The 20,646-nt window shown below is 72.0% G+C and carries 16 protein-coding genes; 9 read left to right on the forward strand and 7 right to left on the reverse strand.

Annotated features, from left to right (window positions below):
* Positions 1–427 precede the first annotated feature (427 nt).
* A complete protein-coding gene (locus WMF22_RS12065; RefSeq protein WP_438035844.1) occupies positions 428–586 on the reverse strand; it encodes a hypothetical protein in 159 nt (52 codons plus the stop codon).
* A gap of 135 nt (positions 587–721) precedes the next feature.
* Here WMF22_RS12065 and WMF22_RS12070 point away from each other — a divergent pair, with 135 nt between their 5' ends.
* The 3 genes from WMF22_RS12070 (at position 722) to WMF22_RS12080 (ending at position 4,640) form a co-directional block, all read left to right on the forward strand.
* A complete protein-coding gene (locus tag WMF22_RS12070) occupies positions 722–2,239 on the forward strand; it encodes an isochorismatase family protein (protein ID WP_438035845.1) in 1,518 nt (505 codons plus the stop codon).
* Positions 2,236–2,940, forward strand: coding sequence for a glutathione S-transferase family protein (locus tag WMF22_RS12075; RefSeq protein WP_438035846.1), 705 nt, complete (start codon positions 2,236–2,238; stop codon positions 2,938–2,940). The genes WMF22_RS12070 and WMF22_RS12075 overlap by 4 nt, the downstream gene beginning before the upstream one ends.
* 275 nt (positions 2,941–3,215) lie before the next feature.
* Positions 3,216–4,640: a glucuronyl esterase domain-containing protein gene (locus WMF22_RS12080; RefSeq protein ID WP_438035847.1), complete on the forward strand. Its 1,425-nt coding sequence runs from the start codon at positions 3,216–3,218 to the stop codon at positions 4,638–4,640.
* A gap of 92 nt (positions 4,641–4,732) precedes the next feature.
* On the opposite strand, the gene WMF22_RS12085 is transcribed toward WMF22_RS12080, so the two are convergent.
* Together WMF22_RS12085 and WMF22_RS12090 are read right to left on the reverse strand one after the other, a co-directional pair.
* Complete coding sequence (locus WMF22_RS12085; RefSeq protein ID WP_438035848.1) at positions 4,733–5,581, reverse strand: CPBP family intramembrane glutamic endopeptidase; 849 nt, start codon at positions 5,579–5,581, stop codon at positions 4,733–4,735.
* Positions 5,578–6,456: an alpha/beta fold hydrolase gene (locus tag WMF22_RS12090; protein ID WP_438035849.1), complete on the reverse strand. Its 879-nt coding sequence runs from the start codon at positions 6,454–6,456 to the stop codon at positions 5,578–5,580. The genes WMF22_RS12085 and WMF22_RS12090 overlap by 4 nt, the downstream gene beginning before the upstream one ends.
* A gap of 272 nt (positions 6,457–6,728) precedes the next feature.
* On the opposite strand from WMF22_RS12090, the gene WMF22_RS12095 reads away from it, so the two are divergent.
* Positions 6,729–7,703 carry a CheR family methyltransferase gene (locus WMF22_RS12095; protein ID WP_438035850.1) on the forward strand — a complete coding sequence of 325 codons (975 nt, stop codon included), beginning with the start codon at positions 6,729–6,731 and terminating at the stop codon, positions 7,701–7,703.
* A 92-nt stretch (positions 7,704–7,795) separates the two neighbouring features.
* Here the strand turns inward: WMF22_RS12095 and WMF22_RS12100 are convergent, their stop codons facing one another.
* Entirely contained in the window at positions 7,796–10,564 is a 2,769-nt protein-coding gene (locus WMF22_RS12100) for an MXAN_6577-like cysteine-rich protein (protein ID WP_438035851.1), read from the reverse strand.
* 375 nt (positions 10,565–10,939) lie between these two features.
* Between WMF22_RS12100 and WMF22_RS12105 the strand changes: the two genes are divergently transcribed.
* The 4 genes from WMF22_RS12105 to WMF22_RS12120 all read left to right on the forward strand — a co-directional run bounded on the left by WMF22_RS12105 (position 10,940) and on the right by WMF22_RS12120 (position 15,669).
* Positions 10,940–13,423: a DUF3656 domain-containing U32 family peptidase gene (locus tag WMF22_RS12105; protein WP_438035852.1), complete on the forward strand. Its 2,484-nt coding sequence runs from the start codon at positions 10,940–10,942 to the stop codon at positions 13,421–13,423.
* A gap of 164 nt (positions 13,424–13,587) precedes the next feature.
* On the forward strand, positions 13,588–14,046 hold the full coding sequence (locus tag WMF22_RS12110; RefSeq protein WP_438035853.1) for a hypothetical protein: 459 nt from the start codon (positions 13,588–13,590) through the stop codon (positions 14,044–14,046).
* Between the two features lie 429 nt (positions 14,047–14,475).
* The gene (locus WMF22_RS12115) at positions 14,476–14,652 is read left to right on the forward strand and encodes a hypothetical protein (protein ID WP_437299261.1); all 177 of its coding nucleotides are present in this window, start codon (positions 14,476–14,478) and stop codon (positions 14,650–14,652) included.
* A 24-nt stretch (positions 14,653–14,676) separates the two neighbouring features.
* Positions 14,677–15,669, forward strand: a complete 993-nt coding sequence (locus WMF22_RS12120) for an NAD-dependent epimerase/dehydratase family protein (RefSeq protein ID WP_438035854.1) — start codon at positions 14,677–14,679, stop codon at positions 15,667–15,669.
* A 70-nt stretch (positions 15,670–15,739) separates the two neighbouring features.
* On the opposite strand, the gene galK is transcribed toward WMF22_RS12120, so the two are convergent.
* The 3 genes from galK to WMF22_RS12135 form a co-directional block, all read right to left on the reverse strand.
* Positions 15,740–16,852 carry a galactokinase gene (gene galK, locus WMF22_RS12125; protein WP_438035855.1) on the reverse strand — a complete coding sequence of 371 codons (1,113 nt, stop codon included), beginning with the start codon at positions 16,850–16,852 and terminating at the stop codon, positions 15,740–15,742.
* A gap of 140 nt (positions 16,853–16,992) precedes the next feature.
* A complete protein-coding gene (gene aroE / locus WMF22_RS12130; RefSeq protein WP_437301554.1) occupies positions 16,993–17,817 on the reverse strand; it encodes a shikimate dehydrogenase in 825 nt (274 codons plus the stop codon).
* A 176-nt stretch (positions 17,818–17,993) separates the two neighbouring features.
* Positions 17,994–18,896: a bestrophin family protein gene (locus WMF22_RS12135; protein ID WP_437299264.1), complete on the reverse strand. Its 903-nt coding sequence runs from the start codon at positions 18,894–18,896 to the stop codon at positions 17,994–17,996.
* A gap of 369 nt (positions 18,897–19,265) precedes the next feature.
* On the opposite strand from WMF22_RS12135, the gene WMF22_RS12140 reads away from it, so the two are divergent.
* A complete protein-coding gene (locus tag WMF22_RS12140; protein ID WP_438035856.1) occupies positions 19,266–20,471 on the forward strand; it encodes a metallophosphoesterase in 1,206 nt (401 codons plus the stop codon).
* Positions 20,472–20,646: the final 175 nt, after the last annotated feature.

Below are 20,646 nucleotides of genomic sequence, written 5' to 3' on the forward strand. Positions count from 1 at the left end.
CCGGCGGGGGCATGAACGGTCGACGCTCAGGAGCCGGCGGGGGAATGAACGGTGGAGGCCCAGGCGGGTAAGGCTGCGATGGATAGGTATACGGATACGGGGTTCGATACGGATACGGATACGGGTATGGATACGGATATGGGTATGGATACGGCTGGGCGGCGCTCGGAGGAGGCGGCGCGGGCTGCTCCGGTTCAGGCTGTGCAGGGGCGGGCGGCGGGGCTTCCGCGGGCGCGAGCTGCGGTGGAGGAGGCGGAGCCGGCGCTGGCTGTGTCGGTGCAGGGGGCGCGGGGGCGGGCTCCATGGCGCTCGAGTCGGGCGCCTGAGCGAACGCCTGCGCGCTCACGATCAAGCCGAGGCACTGCACGTGCCAGAAGACCCCCCTTCGCGAGGTGCTCCACCGTCGGGTTTTCACCACTTCCTCATCCTAGAGCTCGGGCGCGAGCTGAAGCAAGGGCCAAGCCAGCGTCGTATCCGCTGCATCTGCTGCAAAACCCGCCGCGTGCCTCGCGAAGACCACGACATCCGTGTCGTTGGCCCTCTCGACGAGCTGTCGAGTCCCAGCTTCGACCTCTTCGATCGTCATGGAGGCCCACGCTCCCCTGTTCGACGCTGGAACCTCGGTGATCCTGGGTGAGCTCGGCCTGGCGCTCTCTGCTGCGTGCCCCGCGTCGCGGCGCCGGAGCTTGGCCGAGCGACCGGCCGGTGGTACCAGGACACGATGGACGTGAGAGCTGGGGCGCCCTCCCGGGATCCTGCGCGCACGGCGCTGCTGATCATCGACATGCAGAACGACTTCCTCGCGGAGGGAGGCGCGTTCTCGAAGCGCCACTGCGATCCGCACCAGCTCGCGCAGACCGTGGCCTGGCTCGCGCGCGCGGCGCGAGCGCAGGGGCGGGTCGTGGTGTGGGTGACCTCGGTCTACGGCGAGATCGACGCGGCGCCGGACGCGCTCCGCGGGCAGACGCACACCGGCAGCGCGTGCTGCGCCCGCGGCACGTGGGGCGCCGAGCTGTTCCCGGCGCTCGTCCCGGTGCGCGCCGAGCGCCCCGCGGGGACCGCGGAGTGGCACGTCGAGAAGCGCTGGTATTCGGCGTTCCGCGAGACAGATCTGCACGCCCGGCTGGCGCAGGCGGGCGTGACCGCCGTGGTCCTGTGCGGCGTCGCGACCAACGTGTGTGTCCTCGCCGCCGCCCGCGACGCGCGCCGGCTCGGCTATGACGTCGACCTCCTCGGGGACGCGACCGCGGCGGGGACCGCGGGCAAACACGCCGTGGCGCTGCGCGAGATCGAGGGCCTCGGCGGCCGGCGCCGCAGCTGGGCCGACCTGCTCTCCGAGGGACCGGGGCCCGTGCACATCGCCGGCATCGGCGCGGGCGAGACGGCGCTGTGGTGCGGCGCCCTCGACGACCGCCTCGCCGGGGACGCCGGCGCCTTCGCCGCCGTCGAGCGCGAGGTCGCCTGGACGACGATGCGCCACCGCGGAGGGGAGGTGCCGCGCCTCGTCGCGATCCAGGGCGAGCGCTCGCCCGACGGCGCGATGCCGCTCTATCGGCACCCGGTCGACGAGCAGCCCGAACTCTGCCCCTTCACCCCCGCCGTCGACCGCATTCGCAGGGAGGTCGAGCGCCGCGTCGGACACCCGCTCAACCATTGCCTGCTCCAGCTCTACCGCACCGGGCGCGACTGGATAAGCGAGCACTCCGACAAGACGCTCGACCTCGTGCGCCCGTCGTTCATCGTCAATGTCTCGCTCGGACGACAGCGCACCATGGTGCTCCGGCCCAAGCGCGCCGAGGACGGGGAGGCTGTCCAGAAGGTCCCTCTGCCGCACGGCTCGCTGCTCGTCATGGACCTGGAGACGAACCGCCGATTCTATCACGCCATTCGCCAGGAGGGGGACACGGAGGGTGAGGGCGGCGGCCCGACGCCGCCTTCGCGCATCTCGCTCACGTTCCGGCACATCGGCACGTTTCACGATCCGGCGACCGGCGCTGTCTGGGGCGTCGGCGCGCCCGCGTCCGAGCGCGCCGAGGCCGAGGCGCGCGCACGAGCCCGAGCCGCGGTCCCCGAGCCGGAGCGCGAGGCGGCGGAGCGCGGCGAGGCAGAGCGGATGTTGCAGCTCTTCCGCGCCGAGAACATCGATCCCACCTTCGATGTCGCCGCGTACCGCCCCGGCTTCGAGGCGCTCAATTTTCGCACGCTCCGCGCGTCGCACGAGCCCGGGGGCGACCGATGAGCGCGCGGCGCGCGGTGTATTTCGTGAACGGCTCGATCTCGAGCTGGCGTGTCCTGATGGCGGCTCACGAGAAGGGCCTCGCCTTCGAGCCGCGCCGCCTGCGCGTGATGCGGGAGCCCCGCGAGACGCGCACCCCGGAGTTCCTGGCCCTCAACCCGCGCGGCCAGGCCCCGGTGCTCGTGGAGCCCGACGGCACCGCCATGAACGAGTCGCTGGCCATCCTGACGTACCTCGAGCTGCGGTATCCCGACCCGCCGCTCCTCCCGCCGCTCGCCGACCCCGGCGCGCTCGCCCGAGCGCTCGCCTTCGCGCAGGAGTCCGAGGCCACCGCGTGTGTCTACGACCCGCTCGAGGGCCTCTTCGAGGCCGGCCCGGAGGCCGTGTCGCCGGACCGGCGAGCCGCCATCCTGGGCGCGCTCTCGGGCGTGGAGCGGGAGCTCGCGCTGTGGGACGCGCGGGCCCAGAAGACACGGTACATCGCGTCGGACGCCTTCACGCTCGCCGACTGCGCGTTCTACCCGGTGCTCGCCTACATGCAGCGGCGCGGGCTGTCGCTCACCGGCTATCCGGCGCTCGACGCCTACGAACGCCGCGTGCGCGGTCGCCCCTCGGCGGTGGCCTCGTACCCCGAGGGCTGGTCCCACGACCGGGCGCGCCCCGACCTGTTCGCGCAGGCCCGCGCGCCCGCCGCCGCGACGTAGCGCGGCCGCCCCGCTGGCTGTGGCGTGAATGCGACACATCATCCGGACTGAAGTTGGCCATCCTCACTGAACCTCCCAGAGCCGTCATTCGACCGGGACTCACTGGACAGGATCGTCCGCCGTTCATTGCGTGGTGAGCTGAATAGTTGCACCACCTTGTTCTTGACATGAAAGCGCGTACGGACGTCTTATTGCGCCGCGATATCAGCTGCCGTTCCGGTGAGTGTAGATCCAACCGATGAACGTTGATTATGCTCGCTCCAGGAGGTCCATCCATGCGAACGCTTGCCACTCGAACCGCCCGCGTCGCCCTCGGTCTTTGCCTCACAGCCGCTGCCTGCGGGCAGTCCGAGCCGAACCTATCCGGGCAAGGAGGTGCCGGCGGCTCTGGCGGCGAGGGCGCGACCAGCAGTGGCGAGACGACGTCGAGCTCCAGCTCGGGCGTCGGCGCGACGTCGAGCTCCAGCTCGGGCAGCGACGCGACGTCGAGCTCCAGCTCGGGCACGGGTCCGGACAACACGCCTGTCGAGAACGAGAGCGCCGATTGCGAAGTCGCCGCCCTGCCGGAAGCAAGCGCTCTGCCCAAGATCTCCAAGTTGCCCGACCCGTTCACGAAGCTCGACGGAACCAGCGTTTCCACGAGAGCAGAATGGCACTGCCGAAGGCAGGAAATACGCAAGCAAGCCGAGAAGTACATCTACGGCGAGAAGCCGACGCCTGACGTGGTGACAGGCACCGTCACCGAGAACAAGGTCTCTGTGCACGTCGAGGCCCAGGGCAAGAAGATCGACTTCAGCGCCGACATCGTGCTGCCCTCCAAGGGGGAAGCGCCTTTCCCCGCGATCATCAACGTGGGCGGGAAAGGCGGGTTCGGCGGCATCACGCTGGGTGAGAGCCGCATCCTGGATCAAGGCGTCGCCGTCATCTACTACAACCACAACGAGATCGGCAGGGAGGGCGCCGCGGAGCAATCGAGAGGAAAGCCGAACCCGGGGAAGTTCTATGATATCTACGGCGGAGATCACTCCGCGGGCCTCTTGATGGCATGGGCCTGGGGCGCCAGCCGGATCCTCGACGTCCTCCAGGCGTCGGGGAGCGACATCATCGATCCGACCGGGATCGGCGTCACGGGGTGCTCGCGCAACGGCAAGGGAGCATTCGCCATCGGCGCCTTCGATGATCGGATCGCCTTGACGATCCCCCACGAGACGAGCACCGCCGGTGTCCCGGCCTACCGCATCGCCGACGTGCTGGGCAAGGAGCGGACGGACCACAACTACTTCGGGCTGAACTGGCTCAGCAACAATTTCGAGCCGTTCGTCTTCAAGAACAATGCCTCGAACGCCGTCAAGCTCCCGATCGACACCCACGCCCTGATCGCGATGATGGCGCCGCGCGGCCTGCTCGTCCTCGAGAACCCGCACCAGGCTCAGATGGGCGCCCCCGCCGGTCATATGGCGACAGCGGCCGGAGCGGAGGTCTACAAGGCGCTGGGCGTGGAGAAGAACGTCAGCTACCACTCGAAGGTCGCCGAGATGGCGCATTGCTCTTACAAGAACGAGTACACCGATCTCCTCGTCAAGAATATCGCCAGATTTCTGAAGCACGAGGGCGAGGCGCCCGGACAATTCGTCGTGGGCTCGGGCGGCTCGCTCGGCATGGCGGACTGGGTGGACTGGCAAGCTCCGACGCTGGAATGATGGCGCTGTCCGGAGAGCGCGATCGTCCCTGAGCCGAGGTGCGCGCGGAGCGGGGCGCAGGTTCGTGTGACTCGGGCTCAGCCGCCCCCGCATCACCCCGGGCGGGGCGCGGGCTGCGCCGTGGCGGCGCTTCGTGTCTGCATCTGCATCCACCGAGCGGTGATGACCGCGGCCACGAGCGCGACGATCGTGGTGACCAGGAGCGGCGCGGCGCCGCCGCCGGACATGTGCGCGCGAGAGACGTTGTCGAGGTGGATGCCGAGGTGCGCCGCCCACGCGACGAGCACGCTGCCGCCGGATCGGAGGTGCAGCGCCGTCATCAGCACGCTCAGCGACGTGATGAACACGAGGCTGAGCGCCCACGACCACCACGGGACGCCCGGCAGGCACAGCGCGGGCAGGTGCCAGAAGGTCCACGCGACGCCGAGGACGAGGCTGGCGCGCACGGGACCCTGCGCCGGAAGGAGCCGCCGGAGGGCATAGCCGCGCCATCCGAGCTCCTCACCCAGCGGGGCGAGGACGGCGATGCCGCGGTGTTCCGGCGTGAGGGGCGTGTACAGGAGCGTCGCCGGCAGGCTCCCGCCGGCGAGCGCCAGCAGCGCGAGGCCGAGGAGGTGCAGCGCCGCAGGCATGCACAGGGCGAGCGGCGCGTAGCCCCAGCCCGCCGGGGCGGGGTGGGGCGACAGGAGCCCCGAGAGCCCCGCTCGGCCGCCCTCCTTCCAGGCGCACACGACGGCCGCGAGCGAGGGGCCGACGGCGCCGAGCACGAGCGGCGCCATGGCGACGCCGGGAGGGATGCCGGCGCCCCACTGCTGGAGAAGCAGGGGCAGCTGGCAGAGCCATGTGATGGCGTAGGCGAGGAGGAAGAACCGGGCCACCGGGCGGGGCATGGACCGGCGGGACAGCGGCGCGCGCAGGTTGTTCCCCGTCGTGGGGCTCACCGCCCGCGCGTGCGCCCGAGCAGCGAGCGCAGGATCTCCTCCGCGTGCGTCCACAGCAGCGACCCTCCCGCCTCCGGGAGCACGCGCCGCTCTGCCGCGCGCAGCCGCCCGGCGAGCGACGCTCCGAAGTCCGGCGAGTGCACCGTGCTCGTGTCCCGCGCGCCGTACCACAGGTCGACCGGCGCGCGGATGCTCCCGGGATCGAACGGCCACGGGCTCATCGTCAGCACCGTGTCGCGCGCGTAGCCGGCCGGGCCCTGAGAGAACGCCTCATCCATCGCGCGCCGGTAAGCGCGCTCGAACACCGGGGCGGTGTACACCGCGCGGTCGACGTCGGCGAGCGTCGAGAGGACGAAGCCCCACATCGCCTCGGCGCTGAACCCGCTGAAGAACGCCTCCGCGCGCCCAGCGTCGGTCGCCACCAGCTCCACGAGCCGCCGCACGTCCGGCGCCAGCGCATCGGCGAACACCGGGTTCGCCAGCTCATCGGTCCCCGCGACCACGGCCACGCCGGCCACGACGCCGGCCGCCGCGCAGGCAAGGGCGAACGGCGCGCCCGCCGAGAACCCGACGGCCGCCACGCCGGACAGCCGCCGCGCCTCGAGGAAGCGCCGTAGGTCCTGCGCCCAGTCGCCGAGCGTGCGGCCCGGGGCCTCGTCCGACGCCCCGAGCCCCGGGCGATCCACGGAGATCAGCCGCACGCCGAGCCCATCGACGACGTCGCCCCCGAACCCCATCGACCGGCTCGTGGCGCCGCCGGGGCAGAGCAGCACGGGGATGCCGTCCTCCGGTCCCCACTCCGCCCAGCCCAGCCGCCGGCCGTCTGGAAGCGCCGTCTCCCCGAGCCGGACCGGCTCCACCACGCCGCTGATCATGGCCCCAAGGTAGTTGACCCGCACCGAGGATGCCAGGCGCCCAGCGCGTGTCGGGAAGACGCGGAGACCGACCGGGGTCAGGACGATGCACCAGGGAGCGCACGTGTTCGTGCTGCGCGGTTCCGCATGGAGCTGCCACGGACTCCCGTGGTAAGGTGATGTTGTCAGGGGGTGGGTGGTGGTGAATTTGTGATCGAGCCCGCGCCGGCCTTCACGCAAGTGCGCATGGATCAACGGCTCGAGGGAACGCCGGCCGGGGAAGGGGACAGGCCATGATCGCGGTCGCCGAGCCGGGCACACGCACCCTCAGCGACGACGAGTTCGTCCTGTTCCAGAGGCTCGTCAAGCGCCTCTCGGGCATCTCCCTGGGCCCGCAGAAGAGGCCGCTCCTGCTCTGCCGACTCGGGCCCCGGCTCCGCGCGCTCGGGCTCCGCAGCTTTGGCGAGTACTACCGCCGGGTGACCGCGGCGGGCGGCGAGGGCGAGCTCGCGCACATGCTCGACTGCATCTGCACCAACGAGACCCATTTCTTCCGGGAACGCGAGCAGTTCGAGCTCCTCGAGCGCGAGATCCTCCCGGCGTGGGAGAAGAGCGCGGGCCCGGGCTCGCCGGATCGCGGAGCGCCCCGCGCGCGCGTCCGCCGCCCGCTGCGCGCGTGGAGCGCGGCCTGCTCGACCGGGGAAGAGCCCTACTCGATAGCGATGTCGCTGCTCGACTGCCTGTCCTCCCCCGATCACAGCGGCGCGAGGGCTGATCGCGCGCCGCGCTGGGCAGGCGGCGCGCCGGCGGGCGTTCCGGGGATCGGCGTCCTGGCGACGGACCTGTCCGTCCGCGCGCTCGAGCGGGCGCGATGCGCTGTGTGGCCGATCGATCGGGCCTCGGAGATCCCGGACGAGCGCCTGCGCGCCTACATGCTCCGCGGGACGGGCGCAAGCGCGGGCCTGATGAAGGCCGGGCCGGAGCTGCGGCAGATCGTCACCTTCCGGCGCTTCAACCTGCTCGACGCCGCGCCCGAGCGGTTCGGCCTGTTCGATCTGATCTTCTGCCGGAACGTCTTCATCTACTTCGACGCCGCGACGAAAGCCGAGATCGTGGCGAAGCTCATCGCCAGCCTCGCGCCCGGAGGGTACCTGTTCCTCGGGCACGCCGAGGGCCTCCACGGGACGGACCCCCGCGTGCGATGCGTCGCGCCGTCCGTCTACCGGCTCCAGCCTCCGGCGGGGCTCAAGGGGAGCCGTAACCCGTAGCGCTCCTGCGGGACGTCGCTCCTGAACAGCAGCTCGTCCGGCGGAGCCGCCCTCTCTCGTATAGACCCGCGACGCTGCTCGACGGTGCGCGGTCAGGGGTGGATGTTGAGCTTGTAAACGCCGGATTCACCGATCGCGCCGTCGACCACGATGACGATCGTCTGCCCTGCGTCGAGCGACACAGTGACCTCCGACGTGAACTGGTACAGCTCGTCCCCGAGCACGTCGTCGCTGCACGCGAGCTCCTCACCATAACAGTCCCCGTCGAAGACGGCGAGCACGGTGTCGTAGTCGGAGCCGACCGTATCGATCGTGTACGTCCCTGCCTCCGGCGCGGTGAACAGATAGACCACCTCAGGCGTGTCGATGCCGCCGCAGCTCGCGTCCACCCTGGCGAGGCTCCCCTTGGTCGTCCCCGTCGCGGTCTGGGAGGCGAGGGGCGCGAGCTCGATGGGCTTATCGCACGTGCCGGTGCCGTCGAACAGGTCCACGTTGAGCATGTAGTCGCCCTCCGCGCCGTGGCTGTCGACGCTGATCAGGGCGGTCTGGCCGGCGTCGAGCCACACGAGCTTGCTCGACTCCCTGCTGTCGTTGACGCAGGCCATCTCGTCGCCTTCGCACCCGCCGTCGCGCACGGACAGGACCGTATCGACCGTGGAACCCACGGTGTTCATGCGGTAGAAGCCATCTGTAGGCGCGGTGAAGCTGTACGTCGCCTCGCCGCCGGGCACCGAGGCGCAGGAGGGCGCCAGGAGATCGGGATAGCCCTCCGTGCTGCCCGTGACCGACTGCGGGACCACGGAGTCGAGCGCGAAGAGCGGGCACGGCGGCGCCTCCCGCTGGGTGATGTTGAGCGTGTATTCGCCGCTCGCCGACGCGCTGTCCACGGAGACGATCACCGTCTGGCCGGCGGAGAGGAACAGGCTCGCCCGCGAGTGGGTGATGACCCCCGCGGGGTCCACGTTGTCATTGCACCTGAGCGAGGGTCCAGAGCACGAGCCCTCCAGCACGTCCAGGACCGTATCGAGCGCCGAGCCCTCCGTGTCGAAGATGTAGAGCGCGTCGGCCGGGGCGGTGAAGCGATAGGTCACCTCGGGGGCCCCGCGAGAGGCGCAGTCCGGCGCGAGGTGATCGGAGAGATCCGCCGTCGTGCCCGTGACCGCCTGCGGCACCGTCGAGCCGAGATCGATGAGCGGGCACAGCACCTCGTCGACCACGAGCCGGTAGTCGCCCGTCGGGCCCGCGGTGTCCACGACGAGGATGACCGTCTCGCCGGCCGCGAGCGAGAGCGTGATGAGCGCCGGCTCGAACAGGCCGTCGACGCACGCGACGAGATCGCCGGCGCACGAGGCGCGGCGCGCCTCCATGAGGACGGGGAAGCTCGAGCCGCTCGCGTCGAACGTGTAGACGCCCTCGCGCGGCGCGGTGAAGCCGTAGGTCGCCTCGCCCCCGGTCGAGAAGGTCGCGCAGGCCGAGATCACGTTGCGGAGGTGCTCGTTGTTCCCGGTCACCGTCTGCGGCAGGGTCCCGCCGATCTGGGCGCCCGGGCACGGAGGGGCCTCGACGATCTCCAGCGTGAAGCTCGCCAGCGGGCCGGCCGGATCCGCGACCGCGACGAGCACCGTCTGACCGGCCTCGAGCGTCGCGAACGCGTTCGACTCGCCGCTGCCGTAGCCGCAGTAGAGCGAGCGGCCCGTGCACGTGCCGTCCTCGCGGACCTCGACGATCAGGTCCGACGGGGCGTGCCCGCTGAACACGTACGTGCCGTCCGACGGGGCCGTGAACGTGTACGTGGCGTCCGGGGTCGCGCGGATGTCGCAGTCGGCGAACACCGTGTCCTCGCGCAAGACGGTCGTGCCCGTCACCGTCTGCGGGACGACGGGATCGAGGGCGGTCGGCGCGCACTGGACCGGCCCGGGCTCGGCCACGCGGAGCGTGAAATCGCCCTGCGCGCCGCGCGCGCCGCTCACCACCACGAGGATGCGCTCGCCCTCGGCGAGATCGACGGAGATCTGCGACTGGACGCTCCCCGCGTTGTCGTTGCAGGCCAGCTCCTCGCACGTGTCCGCCCGCAGCGCGCCGAGCGCCGTGTCGTACGAGGCCTCGAAGGTGTCGAACAGGTACGTCCCCGCGTGAGGCGCCGTGAACAGGAACGCCTGATCGGCCGCGCCAGGCTCCGCGCAGGTCAGCCAGCGGCCGTCGTCGGCGCCGGTCGTCGTGCCGCTCACCCGCTGCGGGACGGCGGAGCCGATGTCCTGGGAGGGCTCCGCGCTGCACGCGCAGGTGCCGCCCTCGCAGGGGCGCCCGGGATCGCAGGCGCGATCGCACCGGCCGCAGTGCTGCGGATCTGCGGCGAGGTCCACGCAGCTGCCGGCGCAGTCGGTGAGGCCCGGGAGGCAGGTCTGCCGGCAGATGGATCCGGAGCACGCGCGGCCCGGCGGGCACGCCGCGCCGCACTTGCCGCAATGGTCCGGGTCGGTGCGCGTGTCGACGCACTCGTCGCCGCAGCGCTTCACGTGGCGGCCCTCGCGGCACTCGGCTGGCTCACCGCCGCCGCCGCCGTCACCCCCGCTGCCGCCGTCACCCCCGCTGCCGTTTCCGCCGCCGCCGGTCCCCAGCGGCGCGCAGGCGCCCTTCACGCAGGCCTCCCCGGCCGGACATTCCTGGCCGCACGCGCCGCAGTGCTCCGGATCGGCGTGCAGCGCCACGCAGGCCCCGCCGCAGACCGAGTAGGGAGCCTCGCAGCGCGGCGCCGGGGCGTCGTCGCCGCCGCACGCGGACGCCGCAGAGAGGAGCGCGGCAGGCAGCCAGAGCGCGGCCGTCGAGAGCGCGCGCCCGAAGCGAAATCCGTGTCTGTTCATCGACATCCCCCTGCGGCACGCGCCGCCGACGCGCGCGAGCCGGCGGAGCATGCGAGCGCCTCTCCGACGTTCGGCTCCCGGGCTCCGCGCTGGTGGTTGATGGCTGACGTGGCCGCTCCGCTCATCCGCCCCTGTCGTCGGGCCTCGCTGCGCCGGCCGGCGACCCGACGGCACCTCGGCCGGGTGGGCCGCTGCACGATCGTGCCTCACGTCGCGAAGCGAGGTCAAGGCGCGCCGTCCGGCAGGCTCTTCGGTAGGGCTGGCCCGCGCCAAGGAGCGACAAGAGCGACAACCGCGCCACCCCTTGCTAGAACCGCCCGCATGTCGCGGCCCGCGCGCCCTGAAGTCCTCGCTCCCGCCGGTGATCGCGCCGCCATGGAAGCCGCCGTGCGCGGCGGGGCCGATGCCGTCTACTTCGGCCTCCGCGGGGGCGGCGCGGGCGGCGGCGCGGGCGGCGGCGCGGCGTCGCCCTTCAACGCCCGCGCGCGGGCCGCGAACTTCGACGCGGCGGAGCTCGAGGAGGCGGTGCGCTTCCTCCACGCCCACGGCGTGAAGGGCTACGTCACCCTGAACACGCTGGTGTTCGACGACGAGCTCCCGGCGGTCCGCGGCGCGATCGAGGCGTGCGCCGCGGCCGGCGTCGACGCGGTCATCGTCCAGGACCTCGGGGTGATGCGCCTCGCGCGGGCGCTCGCGCCCGGGCTCCCGATCCACGCCTCCACGCAGATGACCTGCACCGACGCGGCCGGCGTCGAGCTCGCGCGATCGCTCGGCGCCGCGCGCGTCATCCTCGCCCGGGAGCTCTCGCTCGACGACATCGCCGCCATCCGCCGGGCGACCGACGTCGAGCTCGAGGTCTTCGTCCACGGCGCGCTCTGCATCGCCTACTCGGGGCAGTGCCTGACGAGCGAGGCCATCGGCGGCCGCAGCGCCAACCGCGGCGCCTGCGCCCAGGCCTGCCGCCTGCCGTACCGCCTCGTCGTCGACGGCGCGCTGCGCGACCTCGGCGACGCGGCCTACCTCCTGTCCCCGGAGGATCTCGACGCCACCGACGTCATCCCCGACCTCGTCGCGCTGGGCGTCGCCTCGGTGAAGATCGAGGGGCGCCTCAAGGGCCCGGAGTACGTCGGCGCCTCCGCGCGGCTCTACCGCGCCGCGATCGACGCCGCGCTCGGCGAGGGGCCGGGCCCCGGGACCACGGACCGCGAGGCGGCGCTCCAGGCGTTCTCGCGCGGCTCGGGCCCCGGCTTCCTGCGCGGCGTCGACCACCAGCGCCTCGTCGACGGCCGCACCTGCGATCACCGCGGCATCGAGGTCGGCGAGGCGCGCGGCGCCGCGCGCCGGCGCGGCCACGAGGTCGTGGTCGTCCGCGCCGCCCGGCCGCTCGCGCGCGGCGAGGGGATCCTCGTGGAGGGCGGGTTCGCCGGCGAGGGCGAGATCGGCGGCCGCATCTGGGGCCTGTGGGCCGCTGGCCGCGAGGTCGAGCGCGCGCCGGCGGGGGGCGACGTCGAGGTCTGGCTCGGCCCGGACCGGCGGCTGCCCGAGGACGTGCTGAGCGGCGCGCGGGGGCTGCGCGGGCGCCGGGTCTTTCGCACGAGCGACCCCGTCGCCACGCGCGCGGTCCGCGAGGCGCTCGACCGCGCCCCGCGCCGGGTGGCGATCGACGTCCGCCTCGAGGGCCGCCTCGGCGAGCGCCCGCGGCTCTCGGCGGCGACGGAGGGCGGGGCGTCGGCCTCGGTCGAGGTCGACACCCCGCTCGGCCGCGCCGATCGATCGCCGCTCGACGAGGCCACGCTGCGGAAGCAGCTGGATCGGCTGGGCGACACGCCGTTCGCCCTGCGCGGCGTCGGGCTGTCGCTCGACGGGCCCGCGCTCGTGCCGCCGTCGGCGCTCAACCGCGCGCGCCGGGCGCTCGTCGCGGCGCTGATCGAGGCGTCGCACAGGCCCCATGCGTCGGCGCCGCTCTCGGCCGAGGGGCTCGTCGCCGGGGTCGCTCCGCCGGACGCGCCGCCGCCGGCGCCGGGCCTCTTCGTGCTGTGCCGCAACGTGGCGCAGGCGCGGGCGGCGCTCGACGCCGGCGCGAGCGGCGTCTACCTCGATTTCCTGGAGCTGGTCGGCCTCGGCGCCGCGGCGCGCGAGCTGATGGCGGCCGGGGCCTCCGTCGGGGTGGCGCCCCCGCGGATCCGCAAGCCGGGCGAGGAGAAGATCGACCGGTACCTGCTCTCGCTCGGGCCGGCGTCGATCCTGGTCCGCGGCCTCGGCGCGCTGCTCGACGAGACGCCGGGCGTGCCCCGGATCGGCGATTTCTCGCTGAACGTCACGAACAAGCTGGCCGCGCGCGAGGTGCTCTCGCGGGGGCTCGCCGCGTTCACGCCGTCGTTCGACCTCGACGCCGCCCAGCTCGAGTCGCTGCTCGACTCGCCGTTCGGGCCGTTCGCCGAGGTGGTGGTGCACCACCCGATGCCGCTCTTCCACATGGAGCACTGCGTGATCGCGGCGACGCTGTCCGAGGGCAAGGATCACCTCACCTGCGGCCGCCCGTGCGAGCAGCACGCGCTGTCGCTGCGGGACCGGGCGGGCATGGATCACCCGCTCGAGGCGGACGTGGGGTGTCGGAACACGGTGTTCCACGCGGCGCCGCAGAGCGCGGCGCACCTCGTGCCGAGGCTCGCGAGCTGCGGCGTGCGGCGGTTCCGGATCGAGCTGGTGCGGGAGGACGCCGAGGGGGCGCGGCGCGTGGTGGAGGCGTACCGGCGGCTGCTCGCCGGGGAGGTGGCGCCGGCCGAGGTCGCGCGCGGGCTGCGGGCCGAGGGGAGCTACGGGGTGGTGCGGGGCTCGCTGCGCGTGCTGCAGGCGTGAGAGGAACGGCCATGGGCCGTCGACCCGATCATCGCTTGATGGGGAAGGACACCCGACCTCCGGGACGGCAGGCCCAGCGCCGTGGTCAGCGGCCATGATCGGAGCGTCATGCGTCGCGCCTTCTCGTCGGCCAACCCCGCTCGCTTCTCGCGTTGGCATGTGAGTTGCTGAGCTCCTCCGGCATGAAAACATGGGGTTTGATGGCGGTGGGGTGTTGGTTGCTCTCTGGCTGCAGCGGTTCGGATTTCGACGCAAACCGCGAGAAGTGGCGTTCCGACCGGCCGGAGGAGTATGTCATCTCGATCTGCGGCACCGGCTTTGACGGCGGCTGTACGCTCGCCGCGGTCTCCGGCGATACCGTCGTCGCCACCGCTCAGCGCGGGGTTGACGGGTCGAGCGGCGACTGGACGTTCGCTGAGGCGCCCGAGCAAGCGGATCCGGTAGAGGCCCTGTTCGACCGAGCCGCGCGCGAGAGCGATGACTGCGAGCTCGACAGCGTTCGATTCGACGACCGCTACGGCTATGTGGCGGACTACTATCGGGACTGCGGTGAAGAAGGGGGCGGCGAGGAAGTCACCTGCTTCCAGGCCGACACGAGCGACGTGACACGCTGCGCGGAGTGAGCGCGCGGCGAGCAGCGCGACGGCGCGCTGCTCGCCGCCCGCCATGGGCTTTCCCCGCGGGGGCGGCGAGCGGCGGTTCCATCAAAACACGAGCACCTCGCCGCCTGACGCGAGCTGGCGCGCGCCGTCCTGGGGATCACCGCCGGTGCGGAGGATCTCGGACGGCTCCCGTTCGCGGTGGACGCCGGAGAGAGCGCCCGCCCCCTCGCCGCGGCGCTCCGGAGGAGCCCCGCCAGCCTCGTGCTCCCTCGGGCTCGGGAACCTTACGGGCCGGTCGATTGGAATTGACGGTGCCCATGTGATCGTTCACATTGGCGCCGACGCATCCTTGTCGTTGCGCCTTGCTCGGCTCGCCACGCGTACCGAGGCATTCGCCGTCTGATTGAATTTTGCACCAACTCCGTTCGCTCGGTCGTCGCCGGCACCGCGATGGGCGTGATGATCTCGGGCATGGAGCGGGCGGAGATCAACCTGGATGGACGGCTGCCGTCGCCCTGGCGTCACATCAGCATCGGGCTGCTGCTGCTCGTCTTCATCGTCATGCAGCAGGTCCTGATCCGCTCGGCCCCCGCAGCCAGGGGGGAGGAGTACGGTCGTCATCGATGATGCTTGAGAGTGAGGAGCGATAGAATGATCGAGGCCAAGCGAATTCTGGTCACCGGGGCGGCGGGCAAGGTCGGCCAGGCGTTCATCCGCAGGTTCCTGTCGAACCCCGCGTTCGAGGGGTGGAAGGTCCGTGCGCTGTGCCATAACCGCATGCTGGAGCGGTCGGCGCGCGTGGAGGTGCTGCGTGGGGCCATCGAGGACAGGGCCGTCGTCAACGAGGCGACCGAGGCGGTGAGCCACGTGCTGCACCTGGCGACCAGCAAGGAGACCCCCGAGAGCATCATGGACGTGGCCGTCAAAGGCATGTTCTGGCTGCTGGAGGCCTGCCGCGTCAGCCCTGCGTTCGAGCAATTCATCCTGGTCGGTGGCGACGCCGGGATGGGCCACTTCTTCTATCCGCACCCCGTCCCCGTCACCGAGGCGCAGCGGCACAGCGCCTACCCGGGCTGTTACGCGCTGTCCAAGGTGCTCGAGGAGGTCATGCTCGAGCAGTACTATATTCAGTATGAGCTCAACGGATGCTGCCTGCGCGCGCCGTGGATCATGGAGAAGGACGACTTCAAGGCGCAGCTATCCTTCGGGGACGACGTCTTCGGAGGGCCGAGGTGGCGCGATCTGGTCGGTACCGAGGCGGCAGAGGGGTACGTCCGCTCGGGCGCCGTGCCGGTGATGCTCGACCGACGCGGCGAGCCGGTGAAGCGTAACTTCGTGCATGTGGAGGATCTGGTCACCGCGATCGTCAAGGCCATCAATCATGAAAAGGCGCGCCAGCAGACCTTCAACATCTGCATGGACGAGCCGGTGGACTACGGGGAGCTGGCGCGTTACCTGGAGGCGACGCGGGGCCTGCCGAGCGTGAGGGTGAAGACGCCCTTCCATTCGACTTGGCTGGACAACTCGAAGGCGAAGTTCCTGCTCGGCTGGCGGCCGCAGTACGACCTGGCGCGGCTCACGGACGCCGCCTTCGACTACGTGCGCGCGCCCGATGACCCGCGCGTCACCTGGTACCCCGGTTGATGGGCCCTGCCTCCCCGCGGAGGCCCCTCCCCGTGGTGGACGAGCCTCACGCCGACACCGAGCTTCGCTGCTAGGGGACGGGCCCGCCTACAAGCACCTTCGCCCGGCGGCCCGGCGTGCGCGCGTAGGCCTCCACGACGGTCCGCCCAACGCTCGCCGCGCGCCCGCGCTTCACCAGGGCCACGATCGCGCCGCCGAAGCCGCCGCCGGTCAGCCGGGCGCCGAAGACGTCCGGCTGCGCCCGCGCGCTCTCCACCAGCTCGTCGACCGCCGGCACGGACACCTCGAAATCGTCGCGCATCGACCGGTGAGACGCGTCGAAGAGCTCGCCAAGGCGGCCCAGATCCCCGGCGCGGAGCGCGGCCACGGCGGCGAGCACCCGGGCGTTCTCGGTCACGACGTGGCGCGCGCGCCGGTCGAGCGGCGCCGGCAGCGAGGCGATGCGCGGCTCCACGATCGCATCGACGTCCCGGAGCTCCGGGACGCCGAGCGCCGCGGCCGCGCGCTCGCACTCCGCGCGCCGCGTCTTGTAGTCGCCGCTCGCGTGCTGGTGAGTTACCCCGGAGTCGACGACGAGCAGCTCGGCCTCCGCGGGCAGCGGGATGCGCTCGAACGCGAGCGTCCTCGTGTCGATGAAGAGCGCCGTGCTCTCGTCGGCGAGGCTCGCGGCCATCTGATCCATCGTCCCGACCGGCGCGCCCACGAAGTCGTGCTCCGCGGCGTGCGCGATCCGGGCGATCTCCACGTCGTCGATGGACAGGCCGAGCATCGACCGCAGGGCGCGGGCGAGCGCCACGAGCAGCGAGGCGCTCGACGACAGGCCGCTTCCGAGCGGTACTGTCGACTCGATCCTCGCGTCGAAGCCGGGGATCGACGCGCCCCGGCCGCGGAGGACCGCGGTGATGCCCTGAATGTAGTCGAGCCACAGTCCGCGTCGCGCCTCCTCGCCGGCGCGGAACGAGAGCTGGGCGCCGCCGTGCACGTTCGTCGTCGCGACCTGGATGAGCCTGTCTTCCCGGGGCGCGAGCTCGACGCGCGTCTTCTGCGGGATCGCCGTCGGCAGCACGTACCCGCCGCTGTAATCGGTGTGTTCGCCGATCAGGTTCACGCGCCCCGGCGCCTCTGCCAGGACCTTCGCCGGACGGCCGAAGACGACCTCGAAGCCATTGCCCTTCACCGTCATCGCGGCGCACCCATGTTCACGGCGAACAAAGAACCCAATGCCTCGGAGACGTCAAGCCACAACTGCGGGAGATCGCCGTCCTTGCTTGAGCTCGATGGGCTCGCTCATCGCTCATCGCTCATCCATGCCGGGCGCGCCGCTCAGGCTCGCCGCAGCGCAGCGATGACGGGCGCTGTGTCGGGCCGCATGCCGCGCCACAGGGTGAAGCACTCGGCGCCCTGCTCGACCACCATGCCGAGGCCGTCGGCTGTCTGACCCACCCCAGCCGCGCGCGCGGCCTGCACGAAGGCGGTCGGCTCCTTCTTGTAGGCCATGTCGTAGGCCAGGGAGCCCTCGCTCCACACGCCGGCGGGCAGGGGCGGCACCTCGTTGGTCATGGAGGAGGCGGAGCCGTTGATGATGACGTCGAAGCGCCCGGCGATGTCGGCGAAGCCGCCGCCGGCGAGCCGGACGGCGCCGGCACGCGGGCCGAACTCGGCGGCGAGCTCCACGGCCTTGCTGGCGGTGCGGTTGGCGACGAAGATCTCGGCCGGCTGCTCGTCGAAGAGCGGCAACAGGGCGCCGCGCACCGCGCCGCCCGCGCCGAGGAGCAGCACGCGCGCGCCCTCGAGGCGGCGGCCGAGGTTATGGGTGATGTCGCGCACGATGCCGAAGCCGTCGGTGTTGTCGCCGAGGACGGTGCCGTCGGCGCGCAAGGTGAACATGTTGATCGCTCCGGCGGCGCGGCCGCGCGGCGTCAGCTCGTCGGCCAGCGCGAAGGCCTCGAGCTTGAAGGGCATGGTGATGTTCATGCCCTTGCCGCCGCTCTCCTGGAACTCGCGCACGGCGGCGGCGAAGCCATCCAGCTCGCCGAGGATCGCGCCGTACACCATGTCCTGCCCGCACTGCTCGGCAAAGGCGGTCTGCAGCGCCGGCGACTTGGTCTGGGAGATGGGATTGCCGATGATGGCGTAGCGATCGGTCATGGGTGCGTCCAGGCCTCGGCGACGCGGGGCCGCGCCCGCGAGCGACGCAGATCTACGATAGTGTCCAGCCGATTGCCAGGAGCGCGCGGCGGCGCCCCGGCGGCCGAGGTGCAGAGCGCCTTCCACCGCCCTCCTCGGGAAGAGGCGAGAAAGGCGCCGCCACCGCCGCGCCGCGCTCAGTCCTGGTAGCTCTCGGCCTTCGACGCCATCACCAGGTTGAGCGGCGACGACCCCAGGAGGTCGCGCTCGATGGTGTCGCAGATGCGCGTGAGGGGCAGGTCGTTCGGCTCGTGGCCGAACGGGTCGTCGAGCTCCCCGCCGAGCGCCTCGATCATCAGGACGGGATACGCCACCAGCATCGTCACGACGGGCGTCAGCACCCCGAGCGCCTCGACGAGGGCGAGGGGCAGCGTGGCCAGGTAGAGCGCCACGCCCCGCTGGAGCAGCAGGATGTAGCCGAGCGGCGTGGGGGTCTTGAGGATGCGCTCGCAGCCCCCGAGGCAGTTGACCAGGACGCTCAGCTGCTCCTCGGCGCACACAGCCATGTTGCGCTCGAGGCTCCCGGCCCGGACGAAGGCCGCGAGGCGCTCGGAGACCTGCTGCGCCGCGCGGAGCGGCGGGTGCGGGTGCGCCGAGAGGGCCTCGACCTGCTCCGCCGGGAGCAGCCGGTCGATCTCCGGGCGCTCGGCCTGTCCGCGCAGCGAGCGCCGCGCGGCGTGGACGAACACCACCACCCAGACGGCGACCTCGCGCGCCGCGCCCGGGTCCACCGCGGCGTGCGCGTTCACGATGCGCGTGATGTTGCGGCTCGCGTTCACGATCGAGCCCCAGAGGGTGCGACCCTCCCAGAAGCGGTTATAGGCCGTGTTCGTGCGGAACGCGAGGATGAGCGCGATCACCGCGCCGGCGACCTCGTGAACGCCGATCGAGAGCGACACGCGGGGGATGTGCCTGTGCGCGAGCCAGAGCGCGGCGGCGATGACCCCGAAGGCCAGCACGCGACGCATCACGCCCGGCGACAGGGAGCCCCGCGGCGAGACCAGCATCGGCAGCCAAGCGCGCCTGGTGTAGGGGATCATCGGGGCGACCCTCGTGGCGATGCCCTCCCGGAGCACCGGAAGGCGCCATGGACGTGAAGAGGCCTCAGCCCCTCGTCGAACGTGCCGATCCTCGTGTGGCCCTGTCGGGATCGCCGCCCAGATCGCCGGGATCCAGCGCGCGCAGCGCGTGGCTCACGAAGAGGAGCATCGCGCCTCCCTACCAGCGAGGCGCCTGTGTCGCAACGCCGCCGGGCGGCGCGGGCGCACGCGCGTCACACGCCAGGCGGTCGGCCTCCGGTGGCGCCTGGCGCGGACGCGCTGGACGCGGGACACTCCGCGTCCGTCCAGGCAGAGCAGACCACGGTGGTCCTGTGCGCCTGGATCGCCTGGAGCCGTCGATTGAAGTTCGTGTCCCCCATCGTTCTGTTCTGGGCGGCCTCCGCCCTGGCCTGGCTCGTCGTCGTGGCAGCGGCGAGGCGCCGCCGGGGCGGGCTCTACGCGCGGTTCGTCGGCGTGCTGCTCGGCATCCACACCTTGATCTCGTGCGCGCTCTTCGGCCACGTCGGCCCGCTCGCGCCGGGATTCGCGTATCTCCAGGGCGCGGTGTACCTGCATTTCCTCCTGCTCTCGCGCCCCCGGATGCGGCCGCTCGCCTACCGGGCGCTCGTGAGCATCCCCGCGTCCTACTTCGTGGCGGCGATCTTCCTGTCGTTCCCGTGGGCCATCGCGAGCGCGCTCGGGGCCACGCCGTACGGCCTCTGGGTGCCCTTCGCGCTCGCCGTCGTCGGTATCCTCCAGTCGCTCACCGCCCGCCGCGAGGAGATCGAGCTCGTCGTCGATCGCGCCCCCGTCGACGGGCTGCGCCGCCACCCGCTCCCGCGCGAGGGGGCGCCCGTCGCGCGCCGGCCCCTCCGCATCGTCCAGATCACCGATCCGCACCTCGGTCCGTTCATGTCGGTCGCTCGGCTCCGCGGCATCTGCGAGCGCGCGGTGGAGCGCGATCCCGATCTCGTCGTGCTCACCGGCGATTACCTGACCATGGAATCGCAGGACACCGCGGATCACCTCGCCGAGGCCCTGTCCCCGCTCCGCGCCCTGGAGGGGCGTGTGTTCGCGTGCCACGGCAACCATGATCACGAGTCGCCCCGCCACGTCGCGACCGCGCTGGAGCGCGCGGGGGCGCGCCTGCTCGTGGACGACGCGGCGCTCGTCGAGACAGCCGCCGGGCCGGTCCAGGTCCTCGGGATGGACTTCCACTACCGCGATCGCGCCGAGCGCATGGCGGCGGTCTGCGCCCGTCACCCGCGCAGGAAGGGCGCGCTCCGGCTCGTCCTGCTCCACGATCCGGGCGCGTTCCGCCACCTCGGCGAGGGGGAGGGGGATCTCGTGCTCTCGGGCCACACCCACGGCGGGCAGCTCGGCCTGGTCAGCCTCGGAGGCTCCTGGACCGCCCTCCAGCTCTTCGTGAAGATGCCCGATCATGGCCTGTGGGCCCGCGGCCCGGATCGGCTCTACGTGCACCGCGGGACAGGGCACTACGGGTTTCCCCTTCGGCTCGGCGTGCCGGCGGAAGAGAGCGTGCTCAAGGTCCATCTCGCCGGCGACGGCGTGTGACGGGCGAGGCGCCGCCGCCTTGAACGCGGCGGTCACGGAGCCGATTTCAACGCAAAGACGCGAAAAAGACAGGGATTGAGCGAGCCACAGAGAGATGGCTCAGCAGCGTCTGGTCCACGGCCGCGTCGAGCGTCACCGTCACCAGACCGTCGCGACTCGATGTCACCGCGCGCCC

The sequence above is a fragment of the Sorangium sp. So ce204 genome, from assembly GCF_051526795.1.
GTDB lineage: Bacteria > Myxococcota_A > Polyangia > Polyangiales > Polyangiaceae > Sorangium > Sorangium cellulosum_B.

Excerpts from the sequence above, each read along its gene's own strand:
- WMF22_RS12065 (WP_438035844.1), bottom strand. The coding sequence starts at position 586 with ATGACGATCGAAGAGGTCGAAGCTGGGACTCGACAGCTCGTCGAGAGG.
- WMF22_RS12070 (WP_438035845.1), top strand. The coding sequence starts at position 722 with ATGGACGTGAGAGCTGGGGCGCCCTCCCGGGATCCTGCGCGCACGGCG.
- WMF22_RS12075 (WP_438035846.1), top strand. The coding sequence starts at position 2,236 with ATGAGCGCGCGGCGCGCGGTGTATTTCGTGAACGGCTCGATCTCGAGC.
- WMF22_RS12080 (WP_438035847.1), top strand. The coding sequence starts at position 3,216 with ATGCGAACGCTTGCCACTCGAACCGCCCGCGTCGCCCTCGGTCTTTGC.
- WMF22_RS12090 (WP_438035849.1), bottom strand. The coding sequence starts at position 6,456 with ATGATCAGCGGCGTGGTGGAGCCGGTCCGGCTCGGGGAGACGGCGCTT.
- WMF22_RS12095 (WP_438035850.1), top strand. The coding sequence starts at position 6,729 with ATGATCGCGGTCGCCGAGCCGGGCACACGCACCCTCAGCGACGACGAG.
- WMF22_RS12100 (WP_438035851.1), bottom strand. The coding sequence starts at position 10,564 with ATGAACAGACACGGATTTCGCTTCGGGCGCGCGCTCTCGACGGCCGCG.
- WMF22_RS12105 (WP_438035852.1), top strand. The coding sequence starts at position 10,940 with ATGGAAGCCGCCGTGCGCGGCGGGGCCGATGCCGTCTACTTCGGCCTC.
- WMF22_RS12115 (WP_437299261.1), top strand. The coding sequence starts at position 14,476 with ATGGGCGTGATGATCTCGGGCATGGAGCGGGCGGAGATCAACCTGGAT.
- WMF22_RS12120 (WP_438035854.1), top strand. The coding sequence starts at position 14,677 with ATGATCGAGGCCAAGCGAATTCTGGTCACCGGGGCGGCGGGCAAGGTC.
- galK (WP_438035855.1), bottom strand. The coding sequence starts at position 16,852 with ATGACGGTGAAGGGCAATGGCTTCGAGGTCGTCTTCGGCCGTCCGGCG.
- aroE (WP_437301554.1), bottom strand. The coding sequence starts at position 17,817 with ATGACCGATCGCTACGCCATCATCGGCAATCCCATCTCCCAGACCAAG.
- WMF22_RS12135 (WP_437299264.1), bottom strand. The coding sequence starts at position 18,896 with ATGATCCCCTACACCAGGCGCGCTTGGCTGCCGATGCTGGTCTCGCCG.